At 62.4% G+C, this 14,344-nt stretch carries 10 protein-coding genes; 6 read left to right on the forward strand and 4 right to left on the reverse strand.

Going from position 1 to position 14,344, the window contains the following annotated elements:
* Positions 1 to 12: 12 nt before the first annotated feature.
* Entirely contained in the window at positions 13 to 390 is a 378-nt protein-coding gene (locus tag DW661_RS05210; RefSeq protein WP_035137477.1) for a RidA family protein, read from the forward strand.
* 87 nt (positions 391 to 477) lie between these two features.
* On the opposite strand, the gene DW661_RS05215 is transcribed toward DW661_RS05210, so the two are convergent.
* From DW661_RS05215 to DW661_RS05225, 3 genes are all read right to left on the reverse strand, one after another.
* The gene (locus tag DW661_RS05215; protein WP_199584857.1) at positions 478 to 1,383 is read right to left on the reverse strand and encodes an IS3 family transposase; all 906 of its coding nucleotides are present in this window, start codon (positions 1,381 to 1,383) and stop codon (positions 478 to 480) included.
* Entirely contained in the window at positions 1,350 to 1,841 is a 492-nt protein-coding gene (locus tag DW661_RS05220; protein WP_117736974.1) for a helix-turn-helix domain-containing protein, read from the reverse strand. Before DW661_RS05220 ends, DW661_RS05215 begins: the two co-directional genes overlap by 34 nt.
* A gap of 113 nt (positions 1,842 to 1,954) precedes the next feature.
* On the reverse strand, positions 1,955 to 2,611 hold the full coding sequence (locus tag DW661_RS05225; protein ID WP_233509000.1) for a transcriptional regulator: 657 nt from the start codon (positions 2,609 to 2,611) through the stop codon (positions 1,955 to 1,957).
* Positions 2,612 to 2,962: 351 nt separating this feature from the next.
* Here DW661_RS05225 and DW661_RS05230 point away from each other — a divergent pair, with 351 nt between their 5' ends.
* The 5 genes from DW661_RS05230 to xdh all read left to right on the forward strand — a co-directional run bounded on the left by DW661_RS05230 (position 2,963) and on the right by xdh (position 12,337).
* Positions 2,963 to 4,357, forward strand: coding sequence for a uracil-xanthine permease family protein (locus DW661_RS05230; protein WP_118934878.1), 1,395 nt, complete (start codon positions 2,963 to 2,965; stop codon positions 4,355 to 4,357).
* A 195-nt stretch (positions 4,358 to 4,552) separates the two neighbouring features.
* Positions 4,553 to 5,908 (forward strand): putative aminohydrolase SsnA, encoded by a 1,356-nt coding sequence (gene ssnA, locus DW661_RS05235; RefSeq protein WP_117564164.1) that lies wholly within the window; start codon positions 4,553 to 4,555, stop codon positions 5,906 to 5,908.
* 148 nt (positions 5,909 to 6,056) lie between these two features.
* Positions 6,057 to 9,056: a putative selenate reductase subunit YgfK gene (gene ygfK, locus DW661_RS05240; RefSeq protein WP_117638018.1), complete on the forward strand. Its 3,000-nt coding sequence runs from the start codon at positions 6,057 to 6,059 to the stop codon at positions 9,054 to 9,056.
* Between the two features lie 11 nt (positions 9,057 to 9,067).
* Positions 9,068 to 9,547: a 4Fe-4S binding protein gene (locus tag DW661_RS05245; RefSeq protein ID WP_055252516.1), complete on the forward strand. Its 480-nt coding sequence runs from the start codon at positions 9,068 to 9,070 to the stop codon at positions 9,545 to 9,547.
* Between the two features lie 12 nt (positions 9,548 to 9,559).
* Complete coding sequence (xdh, locus tag DW661_RS05250; RefSeq protein ID WP_118934880.1) at positions 9,560 to 12,337, forward strand: selenium-dependent xanthine dehydrogenase; 2,778 nt, start codon at positions 9,560 to 9,562, stop codon at positions 12,335 to 12,337.
* Between the two features lie 591 nt (positions 12,338 to 12,928).
* Here xdh and DW661_RS05255 read toward each other — a convergent pair.
* Complete coding sequence (locus tag DW661_RS05255; RefSeq protein WP_118934882.1) at positions 12,929 to 13,927, reverse strand: hypothetical protein; 999 nt, start codon at positions 13,925 to 13,927, stop codon at positions 12,929 to 12,931.
* Between the last annotated feature and the right edge of the window lie 417 nt (positions 13,928 to 14,344).

Here is a 14,344-nt window from a genome sequence, read left to right on the forward strand (position 1 = left end):
AAGGAGAAAAACATGAGCAAGACCGTCGTGTCTTCCGATAACGCACCCGCAGCCATCGGCCCGTATTCCCCTGGTATCCAGACCGGCAACATGGTGTTCCTGTCCGGCCAGCTGGGCATCGATCCCGCAACTGGCAAGATGCCCGAGGGCGTCGAGGCCCAGGCCAAGCAGTCCCTTGCTAACGTCGAGGCCCTGCTGACCGCTGCCGGCGCCACCTTTGCCGATGTCGTCAAGACCACAGTCTACCTGGCTGACATTGCCGACTTCGCTGCCGTAAACGAGATCTACGCCTCCAAGTTCGAGGCCCCGTTCCCCGCGCGCAGCGCTTTCCAGGTTGCCGCCCTTCCGGCTGGCGGTCTGGTCGAAATCGAGGTCGTCGCCGCTCTCTAAGGCGTTGACCACAACTAAACATGACATGCAAAAAGACCCTGCAGCGCGTTGAACTGCGTCCCAAATCTTGGACGCCCTAAATAGCGACTAGGCCGCGAGGGCCTGATCCCGGAACTCCTCCGGGGTCAGGCCCTTCAATCTTACCTGCCTCCGGCTCGTGTTCCAGTGGACTATGTATTCCTCCAGGTCGCGTTTGAAATCCTCGAACGTCTCCCACTCGCGGCCCCGGTAGAACTCGTCCTTGACGTGGCCGAAGAGCTGCTCGGTGGCGGCGTTGTCGATGCAGTTCGCCTTCCTGGACATGCTCTGGACGATGCCGGCGGCCTCGAGCCTGGATGTGTACGAGGCGTGCTGGTACTGCCAGCCCCGGTCCGAGTGCATGGTCGGGGCGGCGCCCTCGGGGATCTTGGACAGCAGCTCGTCGAGCATCCTGACCTGCTGGGCCATGTCGGGCGTGGTCGATATGTCGCTCGCCACGATCTCCTTGGTGCAGAAGTCCAGCGTCGGGGCCCAGTAGGCCTTGCCGCCCGCCACCTTGAACTCGGTGACGTCCGTCCCCAGCTTCCGCCACGGGGCCCCGGCGTCGAAATCCCTCGCGATCACGTTCTCGAACGTCCTGCCGACGACGCCCCTGTACGAGTTGTACCCGTGGTAGGCCGTCTCGCGTCTGATACCGCAGCGAATCCCCATCTCGCGCATCATCTTGAGCACGGTCTTGTCGGCTATCACGGCCCCCTCTTCCGCCCTGAGGCACATCGCTATCTGCCGGTGCCCGCAGCCGTTGGCGGTGCGCGAGAAGATCTCGGCGGCCGCCTCCCAGAGCTCGGGGCGCGTGGGCCTCGGCGGGTGCGCGAGGGCGTAGTAGTAGGTCGACCGCTTGAGCTCGGCGCATGCGAGCAGGTGCCCGAGCGCGTGCCCCTCGGCGCGCAGGGCCGCGACCGCTTCGGCCTTCGCCCTGGTCAGAGCCCGTCCCTCTCGACCAGGGCGCGTAATTTTTTTAGGTAGGCCACCTCGGCCTCGAGCCTACGGCACCGCTCCTCGAGCTCCTCCTCGCGGGTCCGCGGCCTCGCCTTGGAACCCTTCGGCCGGCCCTTGGGCCTCGGGCGCAGGGCCTCCGCGCCGCCCCGGCGGTATAGCGCGCACCACTTCTTGAGCGGCGACATCGACATTATGCCGAACGCCGCCATCGCCTCGGTCTTCGTCATGCCGCCGTCGACGACGGCGGAGGCGGCGGCGACCTTCTGCTCGTATGTGTACCTGCCCTGCTTTCCGTCCATGCGCAGCAGCACCTCGCTCCCGAATGCGCGGTATATCTCCTGCCATCTTCTCACGGCTTCCACGGGAAGCGAAAGGGCAATCGCGGCAGATTTATACCCGTGCCCGAGCTCGAAGAGCCCTATGGCCGCCTTCCTGGCCTCGATATCATGCTTCACTCTCAAATCAACGCGCATAAAGAAAGCCTCCCATTTCTCATGTCCAAGAAATGGGAAGCAGTTCACGTGCGAGCTGCAGGGTCTTTTGTCAAGTGACGAATCGCTTGTGGAGCCGCGCTCCATTTTGCTCGTTAGCCCTCCTTGCGGACTTTTTGCAGGTAGCGGTAGACGCTGGGCTCCGAGATGCCCAGCGCGGTGGCGGCGCAGGCCACGGCGCCCTTGAGCATAAACACGCCGTTGCCGTTGAGGTGGCGAATGACGTCCACGCGGTCGCTCTGGCCAAGCGACGCTACATCCAGCCCGCGCGCGCTCAGCAACTCGGCAATGCTGCGGTCGATGAGCTCCTGTGTGGACTCCGAAAGGCTTTCGACCTCGATAGGGGCGGGCTCCGTGCGCGTCGGCGCCGCGTCGAAGCACGCCATGAGCTGCTGCGCCATGGCGTTGATGGAGCGCACGGTCGAGAGGTCGGTGTTGACGCAAAGCATACCGACGATCTCGTCATTCTCGCGGATAAAGTACGTCGCTGACTCCAGCGTCTTGCCACCGGCGCCGCGCCCCTCGTAGCCCGTAATAAACGGCAGGTCGCGATACTTGGCGTCGTGCATGATCTTGAGTGCCAGGTCGGTGGCGGGACCGCCGACCTTGCGGCCACTCACGATGCCGTTGCGAATATCGACGATGGCGTGGTCGGGATCCGAGAAATCGTGCAGCACGATTTCGCTGTTTTTGCCGAGTATCTGCTCCAGGAAATCGACCATCGGCAAAAAGCGACGTACGGTCTCGTTCACGGGCAACTCCTTTGGGTGAAATCGGAAGTTTCATAACAATTTTTTCTCATGGTAACACGCTGCTCTTCATCTCGTATATCCGCAGGTACATTGCGTAATACAGACGAACGGTAGGAATTTGGCGGTAAACGGTTGACCAAAAGAAAAGTTAGATGTTATTTTGACCAGACACTTTCCTGACCTGCGGAAATGCATTATTTCAGCTGAAGAATAGTCTGATAACAAAAAATTATTATTGAGAATGAGAATCATCTTTAATACGATATGCAACGAAGGCACAACCTCAACCCCGCACTGCGTCACAATAGAGCGTTAGATGCGAAAACAACTATTTCGAGGATTGGTGGTCAAATGACCCAGGAGACGGTTAAGAACGGCACTGAAGCCCTGTTCACTCGTGAAGGCATGCCTCCCGTTAAGGAAATGATCCCGTGTGCCCTTCAGCACGTACTGGCATCGTTTGCCGGCATCATCACCCCGGCTGTCATCATGGCCGGCGTCTACGGCTTTAATAGCCAGCAGAGCACCGACATCATCCAGGTCGCGCTCATTCTTTCGGCGATCGACACGGCCCTTCAGGCCTTTGCCCCCTTCCGTCGCATCGGCGGCGGCCTGCCCATCGTCATGGGCGTTTCGTTCGCGTTCCTCCCGGCCCTGCAGGCCATGGGCACCTCGGGCTTTAGCTTTGGCGCGCTGTTGGGCGGCGAGATTGTCGGCGGTGCCGTCGCGGTCCTCTTTGGTCTGGCCTACAGCAAGATTAAGTGGCTGTTCCCACCCGTCGTGACCGGTACGGTCATCTTCTCCATCGGCGTTTCGCTGTATCCCACGGCCGTCAAGTATATGGCCGGCGGTATGGGTACGCCACTGTGGGGCACCCCGCAGGCCTGGTGCGTCGCTCTTATCACCTTCGCCGTGGTCTTTGCGCTCGCCAACTTTGGCAAGGGCACGCTCAAGCTGGGATCCGTGTTCTTTGGCATGATCGTTGGCATGATCGTCTCCATCCCCTTTGGCATGATCGACTTCTCAAGCGTCGCCACCGCTCAGGTCTTCGCCCTTCCCAAGCTCATGCCCTATGCGCTCGAGTTTGATCCCGAGGTCTGCATTACCCTCGCCGTCGTGTTCCCCATGGTTGCCATCCAGGTTATCGGCGACGTCTCCGCCGCCTGCCTGGGCTCCATCGACCGTATGCCCACCGAGCGCGAGCTCTCCGGCGCTATCGTGTCCCAGGGCCTCACCTCTATGGTCGGCGGCCTGCTGGGCGGTCTTCCCACCAGCGCCCTTGGCCAGAACGTGGGCATCATCTGCTCCAACAAGGTCGTCAACAAGTGGGTCTTTGTGATCATCGCGGCCGTCTTTGCCATCGCCGGTCTGTTCCCGCAGCTCTCTGCCGTCCTTTCCGCTATCCCGCAGCCCGTCATCGGCGGCGCGACCGTCGGCGTCTTTGGCACCATTACCATGAACGGCGTGCGCATGTTCACCCGCGAGGGCCTCACGCAGCGCACTACCACCATCGTCGGTACCTCCGTCGTCTTTGGCCTGGGTATCTGGATGGCCAGCGGTTGCCTTGCCGGCGAGGGTATGCCCGCCTGGGTGTCCACCGTCATCGGCTCCAATGCCGTAACCCCCACCGCCATCATGGCCATCGTCCTTAACCTGATTCTTCCGCAGACGCCGGTCGTGGCTCAGCACATCGATGCTGCCAAGGACGCTGCCGTGGATCTGGTCTTGCCCGAGAGCAAGAAGTAACCAATTCGGTGCTATTCGTCGGCGGACGCATCGCCTCGTCCGCCGACGTCATGCGGCGTCAAGCCGCACTTCAAAGGGTTTGTCCCTTTGGTGAAGCGTTGACGGGAGAGGGCCCGTTTCCGGTGTAGGCCGGCGCTTCGCACTCCGCCATGTCAGAGGTGTCAAACCCCGCCTCTGATGTTGAAGGGAGCATTCATGCTTCTGGTCGCTAACGGTTCCGTTTTTACCCGCAACGCTCAGACCCCGTTCATTCCCAACGGTGCGGTCGCCATTGACGGAGATACGATCGTCGAAGTGGGCCCCGAGTGCGAGCTCAAGGCCAAGTACCCGGATGCCGAGTACGTCGACGCCCAGGGCAACCTCATCATGCCCGGACTCATTAACTGCCACACCCACATCTACTCGGGTCTGGCTCGCGGCCTTGCCATTAAGGGCTGCAACCCCACCAACTTCCTGGAGAATCTTGAGCAGCAGTGGTGGAAGATCGACGACAACCTGACGCTCGACGGCACCAAGGCCAGCGCCTATGCCACGATTCTGGACTCCATCCGCGATGGCGTCACCACGATCTTCGATCACCACGCGAGCTTCTGCGAGATTCCGGGCAGCCTCTTTGCCATTAAGGATGCCGCGCAGGAGCTGGGCATGCGTTCGTGCCTGTGCTACGAGGTCTCCGACCGCCGCGGTCAGGAAAAATGCGACCAGGCCATTGCCGAGAACGCCGAATTTGCCCAGTGGGCCGCCAAGGAGCGTCGCGATAACGACAACCACATGATCGCCGCCATGTTTGGCGGTCACGCCACCTTTACGCTTTCGGACGAGACCATGGACAAGATGGCCGAGGCCAACAACGGCCTGACCGGCTTCCACATCCATGTGTGTGAGGGCATGAATGACGTGTGGGACTCCCGCCTCAACCGCGGCGGCATCAGCCCCGTCGAGCGCTTGCTGCAGCATAACCTTCTGGGTCCCGACACCATGCTCGGCCACTGCATCCACGTGACGCCTGCCGAGATGGATATCGTCAAGGAGTCTGGCACCTGGCTCGTCAACAACCCCGAATCCAATATGGGCAACGCCGTGGGCTGCGCCCCCGTGCTCGAGTTCTTCCGCCGCGGCATCCCCGTGTGCATGGGCACCGACGCCTACACCCACGATATGCTCGAGAGCCTCAAGGTCTTCCTGATCATTCAGCGCCACAACGCCGCCATGCCCAACGTGGGCTGGTGCGAGGCCATGACGATGCTCTTTGAGAACAACGCCAAGATGGCGAGCAAGTACTTCGATCGCAAGCTCGGCGTGCTCGAGGCCGGCGCTGCCGCCGACGTCATCGTTATGGACTACAAGCCCTTTACGCCGCTGAGCGAGGAGAACATCGACGGCCACATGCTCTTTGGCATGATGGGTAAAAACTGCCGTACCACCATCATCAATGGCCGCGTCCTGTACAAGGATCGCGAGTTTGTCGGTATCGATGAGGACAAGATCAACGCGTGGACCATGGCTGAGTCCAAAAAGCTCTGGAGCACGCTCAACGATCGCGCCTACTAGTTACAAGTAGATTCACGCGCGCCGGATGTTTCGCCGCATCCGACGCGCGTATAGGCGACCTCCGCGGGGTCGCTGGCGCTGTGCTAGCGCTACACCGTATTTGCGCCCGCCGCGCGGTCTCGCCGGGCGTTACAGAGAGGAACTCACTATGAGCGACATCATGAGGCCGATCCCGTTTTCGCAGCTGATGAACTGGATCATCGAGGAGCATAAGACCCAGGACGCCATCTTTGGCGTGCGCAAGATGGTCACGACCAACCAGGAGGGCGCGCTTCCCATTTTTGACGAGCGCATCGAGACCCCGTTTGGCCCGGCTGCCGGCCCCAACACGCAGCTTGCCCAGAACATCGTGGCATCCTACGTGGCCGGTTCTCGTTTCTTTGAGCTCAAGACCGTCCAGGTTATGGACGGCGAGGAGCTCTCCAAGTGTGTGAACAAGCCCTGCATCGTGGCTCAGGACGAGTGCTACAACTGCGAATGGTCGACCGAGCTCGAGGTTCCGCAGGCCTTTGCCGAGTACGTGAAGGCATGGTTTGCCTGCCACCTGATCGCTCGCGAGTACGGTCTGGGCAGCCCGGACGGCTTTGTCTTCAACATGTCCGTGGGTTATGACCTCGAGGGTATTAAGAGCCCCAAGGTCGACGCCTACATCGAGGGTATGAAGGACGCCAGCGGCTCTGACGTCTGGAATGAGTGCCGCGCATGGGCGCTCGCCAACCTGGACAAGTTTGAGCATGTCGACGCCGCGTTTGTCGAGTCCATCCCGGCGCGCGTCTCCAACTCTATCACCGAGTCTACCCTGCACGGTTGCCCGCCAGCGGAGATCGAGCGCATCGCGACCTATCTGATCACCGAGAAGGGCCTCAACACCTACATCAAGTGCAACCCCACGCTGCTGGGCTATGAGTTTGCCCGCCAGCGCCTGAACGAGCTGGGCTTTGACTACATCGTCTTCGATGACACGCACTTCCGCGAGGACCTGCAGTGGGCTGACGCCGTGCCCATGTTCGAGCGCCTGATTGCCCTGTGCGCCGAGCGCGGCCTGGAGTTTGGCGTCAAGCTCACCAACACCTTCCCCGTCGACGTGACGAGGAACGAGCTGCCCTCCACCGAGATGTACATGTCGGGCCGTTCGCTGTTCTCGCTGACCATCGAGGCCGCCCGTCGCATTACCGAGCAGTTCGATGGCAAGCTGCGCATCAGCTACTCCGGCGGCGCCACGGTCTACAACATCCGTGCCCTGTATGACGCCGGCATTTGGCCCGTCACCCTGGCGACTGACGTGCTCAAGCCCGGTGGCTACGAGCGCTTTAGCCAGATGGCCGGCGAGTTTGCCGACCTGGACGGCAAGCCGTTCGCGGGTGTCTCGCTCGAGGCCGTGACCGCGATCCAGGCCGACTCGCTCACCAACCCGCTCTACAAGAAGCCGCTGCGCCCGCTGCCCGACCGCAAGGTCGCCGGCAAGAGCCCGCTTTCCGACTGCTTTACCACGCCGTGCCGCACGAGCTGCCCCATCCAGCAGGATATTCCCGCCTACCTGGCGGCTGTTGACGAGGGCCGCTACGAGGACGCGCTTAACATCATCATCGAGCGCAACGCCCTGCCGTTCATTACCGGTACCATCTGCCCGCATCCCTGCGGCCGTGCCTGCGAGCGTGCCTTCTACGAGCCCGAGGGCGCCCAGATTCGCGCCAGCAAGCTCAAGGCCGCCCGCGAGGCCATGACCACCGTGCTGCCCAAGCTGCGCGCCCAGGCCATCGCCAACGACGCCGAGCGCAACGTTGCCGTTATCGGCGGCGGCCCGGCCGGCCTGGCGACGGCGTTCTTCCTGACGCGCGCCGGCGTGCCCGTCACCATCTTCGAGGCCCGCGACTCGCTCGGCGGCGTGGTCCGTCACGTAATCCCCGAGTTCCGTATCGCCAGCGACGATATCTCCCACGATGCCGAGCTCTGCCTGGCCTTTGGCGCCAAGGTTCAGCTCAACGCCCGCGTGGAGTCCATTGACGAGCTCAAGGCCCAGGGCTTTACCGACGTGGTCGTGGCCACCGGTGCCTGGATGCCCGGCTCTGCGGGCCTGGGCGAGGGCGCCGAGCTCGATGTGTTGGAGTTCCTCGAGGCCGCCAAGAAGGGCGAGAAGCTCGAGCTGGGCGAGGACGTCGTGGTCATTGGCGCCGGCAACACCGCCATGGACGCTGCCCGCGTGGCCAAACGCCTGGCAGGTGTGAAGAACGTGCGCCTGGTGTATCGCCGCACCAAGAAGCAGATGCCCGCCGACGAGGAAGAGCTCGATCTTGCTCTTGCCGACGGCGTTGAGTTCTGCGAGCTGCTGGCGCCCAAGGCGCTCAACGGTGCCGTGCTGACCTGCGATGTTATGGAGCTTGGCGAGCCGGATGCAAGCGGCCGTCGCAGCCCCGTCGCCACGGGCGAGACCGTCGAGCTTTCCGCCACCACGGTGATCTGCGCCGTGGGCGAGGGCATCGATGCCAGCCTGTACGATGCCGCGGGCGTCGAGCACGACCGTCGCGGTCGCCTTGCCGCCACCTCCACCGGCGTCGAGGGCGTCTGGGCTGCGGGCGACTGCCGCCGCGGTCCTGCCACCGTGGTCGAGGCTATTGCCGACGCCGCCGAGGTCGCCCGTGCCATCGCCGGCGTGGACTTTAACAAGTACGCCGACTGCAACGAGCAGGCCGGCCGCGAGGACACCTGCTACGAGCGCAAGGGGTCGCTGTGCCGCGACAAGCGCAACTGCACCAAGACCCGCTGCCTGGGCTGCGGTTCGGTGTGCGAGGTTTGCTGCGACGTGTGCCCCAACCGCGCCAACGTTGCCATTAAGGTGCCGGGCCTGGCCAAGCATCAGGTGGTACATGTCGATGGCATGTGCAACGAGTGCGGCAACTGCGCCGTGTTCTGCCCCTACCAGGAGGGTCGTCCCTACAAGGACAAGCTCACCCTGTTCTGGAGCGAGCAGGACATGGAGAACTCCGAGAACGAGGGCTTCCTGGCCGTGGACGAGGATCACTTTAAGGTCCGTGTTGCCGGCACGGTCCGTACCGTCTCGGTCGATGCCGTCAACACCGGTCTGCCCGAGGCCGTTCGCCTGACCATCAAGGCCGTGCGCGACAGCTATCCGTACCTTCTTAAGAAATAGGCGAGTCTCTTATGGCCAAATCCATTCAACATAACGTGGCCTACGTTGCCTGCGGAAGCGGTTGCGCCTCCGCAGGCGGCGATGCCCGCTGCAGCGAAGGCTGCATTGGCTGTGGCGCCTGCGTCACGGCCTGCCCCCACGGCGCCATTGCGCTGGTCGATGGCATCGCCCGCGTGGATCGCTCAAAGTGCACGGGCTGTGGCCTGTGCGGCATGGCGTGCCCGCAGCGCGTGATTGCCTTCGTTCCCGGCTACCAGAACATCCTGGTGCGCTGCAACAACACCGATAAGGGCGCCATTGCCCGCAAGATCTGCGACACGAGCTGCATCGGTTGCGGCATGTGCGCCAAAAAGTGCCCTGCAGGCGCTATCCGCATCGAGGACAACTGCGCCCATATCGACGGCGCGGACTGCCTGTCGTGCGGCATGTGCGCCGTCGTCTGCCCGCATGGCGCCATTCACGACCGCACCGGCATCGCCGCCGGCGTGTAGAAGGGAATCACCATGGCACAGGAATTCACTTTTACCGTTAACGGTGTCGAGCACACGACGACTCAGAACAAGCCGCTGCTGCGCTACCTGCGCGACGACCTGCACATCCATTCCGCCAAGGACGGCTGCTCCGAGGGCGCCTGCGGCACCTGCACCATTCACGTGGACGGTGCGGCCGTCAAGGCGTGCGTGCTGACCACCGCCCTTGCCGCCGGTCGCAACATCGTGACTGTCGAGGGCCTGCCCGAGGACGTGCGCGAGGCCTTTGTGTACGCCTTTGGCGCCGTGGGCGCCGTGCAGTGCGGTTTTTGCATCCCCGGCATGGTCATGGCGGGCGCGGCGCTCATCGCCGAGGACCCCGAGCCCACCGAGGAGCAGATCAAGTACGCCATCCGCGGCAACGTCTGCCGCTGCACCGGCTACAAAAAGATTATCGAGGGCATTTCGCTGGCCGCTGCGGTGCTCCGCGGCGAAAAGCAGATCGACGAGGACTTGGAGCGCGGCGACGACTACGGCGTGGGCAAGCGCGCCTTCCGTATCGACGTGCGCAAGAAGGTGCTCGGCGAGGGCAAGTATCCCGATGACATCGACGAGCTCGATCAGCCGGGTCTGGCCTACGCCAGCGCCGTGCGCTCCAAATATCCGCGCGCCCGCGTGCTCTCCATCGACACCTCCAAGGCCGAGGCCCTGCCCGGCGTGGTGGGCATCCTGCGCGCCGAAGACGTGCCGGTCAACCAGGTCGGCCACCTTATCCAGGACTGGGACGTCATGATCGCCCAGGGCGATATCACCCGCTGCGTGGGCGATGCCATCGTGCTGGTGGTTGCCGAGGATGAGGCGACGCTCGAGAAGGCCAAGAAGCTCGTAAAGATCGATTACGAGCCGCTGGAGCCCGTGCGTAACATTGTCGAGGCCAGGGCTGCCGACGCCCCGCGCCTGCACGACAGCTTCTTTGCCTTTGGCAACACGGTGGAGCTCAAGGACAACGTGTGCCAGAGCCGTCACGTGACGCGCGGCGACGCCGCCAAGGCGCTGGCAGAGAGCGCGTTTACCGTGACGCAGCGCTTTACCACGCCCTTTACCGAGCATGCCTTCTTGGAGCCCGAGTGCGCCGTCGCCTTCCCGTACAAGAACGGCGTCAAGGTGCAGTCGACCGACCAGGGCGCCTACGACACGCGCAAAGAGTGTGCCCACATGTTTGGCTGGGATAGCGAGCCCGAGCGCGTGGTCGTCGAGACCATGCTCGTGGGCGGCGGCTTTGGCGGCAAGGAGGACGTGTCCATCCAGCACCTGGCCGCGCTCGCCGCATATAAGTTCCAGCGTCCTGTGAAGTGCAAACTCACGCGCGCTGAGTCGCTTGCGTTCCATCCCAAGCGTCATGCCATGGACGGCACCTTTACGCTGGGCTGCGACGCCGAGGGCAACTTTACCGGCCTGGACTGCGAGATCAACTTTGACACCGGCGCCTACGCGTCGCTGTGCGGCCCGGTGCTCGAGCGCGCCTGTACGCATGCCGTCGGCCCCTACAAGTACCAGAACACCGACATTCGCGGCTTTGGCTACTACACCAACAACCCGCCCGCCGGCGCGTACCGCGGCTTTGGCGTTTGCCAGTCCGAGTTTGCGCTCGAGAGCCTGATCGACTTGCTGGCCGAGAAGGTCGGCCTGGATCCGTGGGAGATCCGCTACCGTAACGCCATCGAGCCGGGCGAGGTTTTGCCCAACGGCCAGATTGCCGATTGCTCCACGGCGCTTAAGGAGACGCTGCTCGAGGTCAAGGATGCCTACTACGCGCATCCCGGACACGCCGGTATTGCCTGTGCCATGAAGAACGCCGGCGTGGGCGTGGGCCTGCCCGATGCCGGCCGCTGCAAGATTCGCGTCGAGAACGGCGTGGCTGTGGTCTATGCCGCCACGTCCGACATCGGCCAGGGCTGCAACACCGTCTTTTTGCAGGATGTTGCCGAGGCATGCGGTCTGCCGCTGAGCTGCATCGCTAACGGTGAGTGCTCCACCGAGAACGCTCCCGACTCCGGCACCACGTCTGGCTCGCGCCAGACGGTCGTGACCGGCGAGGCCGTGCGCGGTGCCGCCTTCCTGCTGCGCGATGCCATGGTTGGCATCGAGGCCGGCAAGCCTGCGCCCGATGCTCCCGTGAGTGCGCATGGCGACGGCGTCAAGATCGAGTACGACGACGGTCGCGCCTATCAGCTGCGCACGCAGGAACTCGTCGCCGGCCAGGGCATGCATCCTCAGGATCCCACGGCCGCCATCAAGGCGCTCGAGGGATGCGAGTTTGGCTACGTGTACCTGGAGCCGACCGACAAGCTGGGCGCCGACGTTCCCAACCCCAAGAGCCACATCTGCTACGGCTTTGCCACGCATGTGGTCATTTTGGATGATGACGGCCGCGTGAGCGAGGTCTATGCCGCGCACGATTCCGGCAAGGTTGTCAATCCCATCTCCATCCAGGGTCAGATCGAAGGCGGCGTGCTCATGGGTATGGGCTATGCGCTTACCGAGGATTGGCCGCTCAAGGACTGCGTACCCCAGGCAAGGTACGGCACGCTCGGGCTGTTCCGTGCGCCCGAGATTCCGGATATCCACGCCATCTACGTGGAGAAGGACGAGCTGCTGCCCGTGGCATATGGTGGCAAGGGCATCGGCGAGATTGCAACGATCCCCACGGCGCCCGCCGTGCAGAATGCCTACCGCGCGTTTGACGGCAAGCTGCGTCCGGATCTGCCCATGGTGGATACGCCGTACAGCCGCGCCCGTCACCGCGGGTAGGGTGGAGCGCGAACGGCCATTGCTGACGGGCTGTTCGCGCTCAACATCAACTGTATATGCTGCGCCTTTGGCCCCAGTTCCATCGCGAGCCGGGGCCTTTTGTTTGGAGCGGAAACTGCGACCCGGAATTGGCGCTCAGAATGGGATGCAGTTTCTGGATCGGCTCTCAGGCGGAAACTGCGACCCGGAATCGATGCTCAGAATGGGATGCGCTTTCCGAATCGCCTTCAGGCGGAAATTGCATCCCATTCCGAGTCTTCATTCTGGGACACGCTTTCCGCAAGGAGCTTCGTCGGGAAAGCGCATCCCATTCCGAGCGCCTATTCCGGGATGCGCTTTCCGGCTGTCGTTCACTTGGAAACTGCGGCCCAGTTTGAGCGTCTATTCCGGGATGTAATTTCCGCTGGGCGTTCAACCGGAAAGCGTGTCCCGTTCTAGGCCTTGATTCCGGGAAACGGTTTCCGCTGGGCATGCCATCTGGAAAGCGCATCCCATTTTGAGCACTCAATCTGGGACATGGTTTCCGCGGGTGCTGCCAACCGGAAAGTGTGTCCCGGTTTGGTAGGCAGGCGAGCATAAGCTCAGTAGCCCCTACAGCTCAATATCGTTGAGCCATGTCGGTAGCGCGGTCTGCCGGATGCCTGCCGTCTGCAGCTTTTTGGCGAGCGTTCCTGCCGAGCGGACCTCGTTCATGGTAAAGCGCAGCAGAGGGTGACCGTAGAGCGATAGGTGCGCCTCGCGCTGTCGTTCGGCGACGAGCGCCTCGGCGGTGGTGCGTCCGGCCAGCATGGTCTGGTCGGTATATTTGATGAGCCCGTCGAGCTCGCCCAGCGTGAGTTCCCGCGCCTGGCGCTCCCAGGCAAAGTCCGTTCGTATGGGCTTGGCCGAATCGAAGGGGTCCGTCAGCTCGTATTGAAGCCAATCGGGCGCAAAGCCCGTCTCGATCATGACGGCTCGGGCGACCGATTCCCCGCCGCTCTCGGCGCGGGCGTCGGCATATCGAAGCGTTGTGAGAGCAGTACGAATTGCACGACCATTGCGGGCAGTCGCTCGTTGCTCAACGGCCTCCATCAGCTGTTCCCGTGCAAGGCCGAGCTTTAAAATCGCCGAATCGGCAATGGGCATGCCGTCGGCAAAACCAGTTTGCAGCAGGCAATCTGTGACCGTTTGGATTGGCGGCGTTACCGATATGCCGGCTCTGCGTATTGCTCCGGCCGGCTCAATCTGGTGCCGCTGAATATGTGCGCCCGGACGAGCCGACGGCTTTGTCGAGCTGCAAACATGCACGACGTTCAGGTGTCGCCACGAGACCTCGAGCCCCAGCAGACAGGCGGCCGAAAACGAGCAGAACGTCCAATCGGGATGGATGATCGCAAGGGCGCGGATAATCTCGCAATGGCGTTGCGCTCGGTTGAGTTCATCCCAGCGCGTTTTTCGCGCAAACAACCCCGGCATGGGCGAGACAACCGTGCCGCCGGTGCGCCGAAGGAGTGCTTTTCGGATCGCCGTGCTCGGGGGAATCAGACAGCGCCCCTCTTGTTCGGCTTGAGTGAGCAGTTGGTCGATGAGTTGGTCATTGCAATGGGTCATGAGCTACCGCCTCCTTTTGGGTGGCAAAAACGTATCAGCCGGAACTTGCCGCTCAACTGACCAAAAGCTGACCAAAATCTAACCATGCAGGTAGATGGCCTGTTTTCGGCGACATTTTTACATCCGAATCGGTGGGCGGTAATCGGCGACCGTGAACGGTAGCGAGTTATGAAGACTGGGTAAGTTTCAGGACGTGTACTTTTTAGAAAAATGGTTGTTTATCTGCTATTTTGTAGCTCTGGATTGCGCGTTTGAGGACGTGTGATGTGAGCGGTTGATCGGATTTCAACCGGAAACTGCGTCCCGGATTCGACGCTCAGAACGGGATGCCGTTTCCGGCTGAGTCTTCGAGTGAAAAGCGCGCCTCAGAATTCGGGGGTTGATTTTCAATCTCAACGCAACAGCCTGAACGGGCCC

The sequence above is a fragment of the Collinsella sp. AM24-1 genome, from assembly GCF_003470325.1.
In the GTDB taxonomy this organism is placed as follows: domain Bacteria; phylum Actinomycetota; class Coriobacteriia; order Coriobacteriales; family Coriobacteriaceae; genus Collinsella.

What these genes read in the sequence shown, in the direction of transcription:
- DW661_RS05220 (WP_117736974.1), bottom strand. Translation starts at nt 1,841, where the DNA reads ATGCGCGTTGATTTGAGAGTGAAGCATGATATCGAGGCCAGGAAGGCG.
- ssnA (WP_117564164.1), top strand. Translation starts at nt 4,553, where the DNA reads ATGCTTCTGGTCGCTAACGGTTCCGTTTTTACCCGCAACGCTCAGACC.
- DW661_RS05210 (WP_035137477.1), top strand. Translation starts at nt 13, where the DNA reads ATGAGCAAGACCGTCGTGTCTTCCGATAACGCACCCGCAGCCATCGGC.
- ygfK (WP_117638018.1), top strand. Translation starts at nt 6,057, where the DNA reads ATGAGCGACATCATGAGGCCGATCCCGTTTTCGCAGCTGATGAACTGG.
- DW661_RS05255 (WP_118934882.1), bottom strand. Translation starts at nt 13,927, where the DNA reads ATGACCCATTGCAATGACCAACTCATCGACCAACTGCTCACTCAAGCC.
- DW661_RS05245 (WP_055252516.1), top strand. Translation starts at nt 9,068, where the DNA reads ATGGCCAAATCCATTCAACATAACGTGGCCTACGTTGCCTGCGGAAGC.
- DW661_RS05230 (WP_118934878.1), top strand. Translation starts at nt 2,963, where the DNA reads ATGACCCAGGAGACGGTTAAGAACGGCACTGAAGCCCTGTTCACTCGT.
- xdh (WP_118934880.1), top strand. Translation starts at nt 9,560, where the DNA reads ATGGCACAGGAATTCACTTTTACCGTTAACGGTGTCGAGCACACGACG.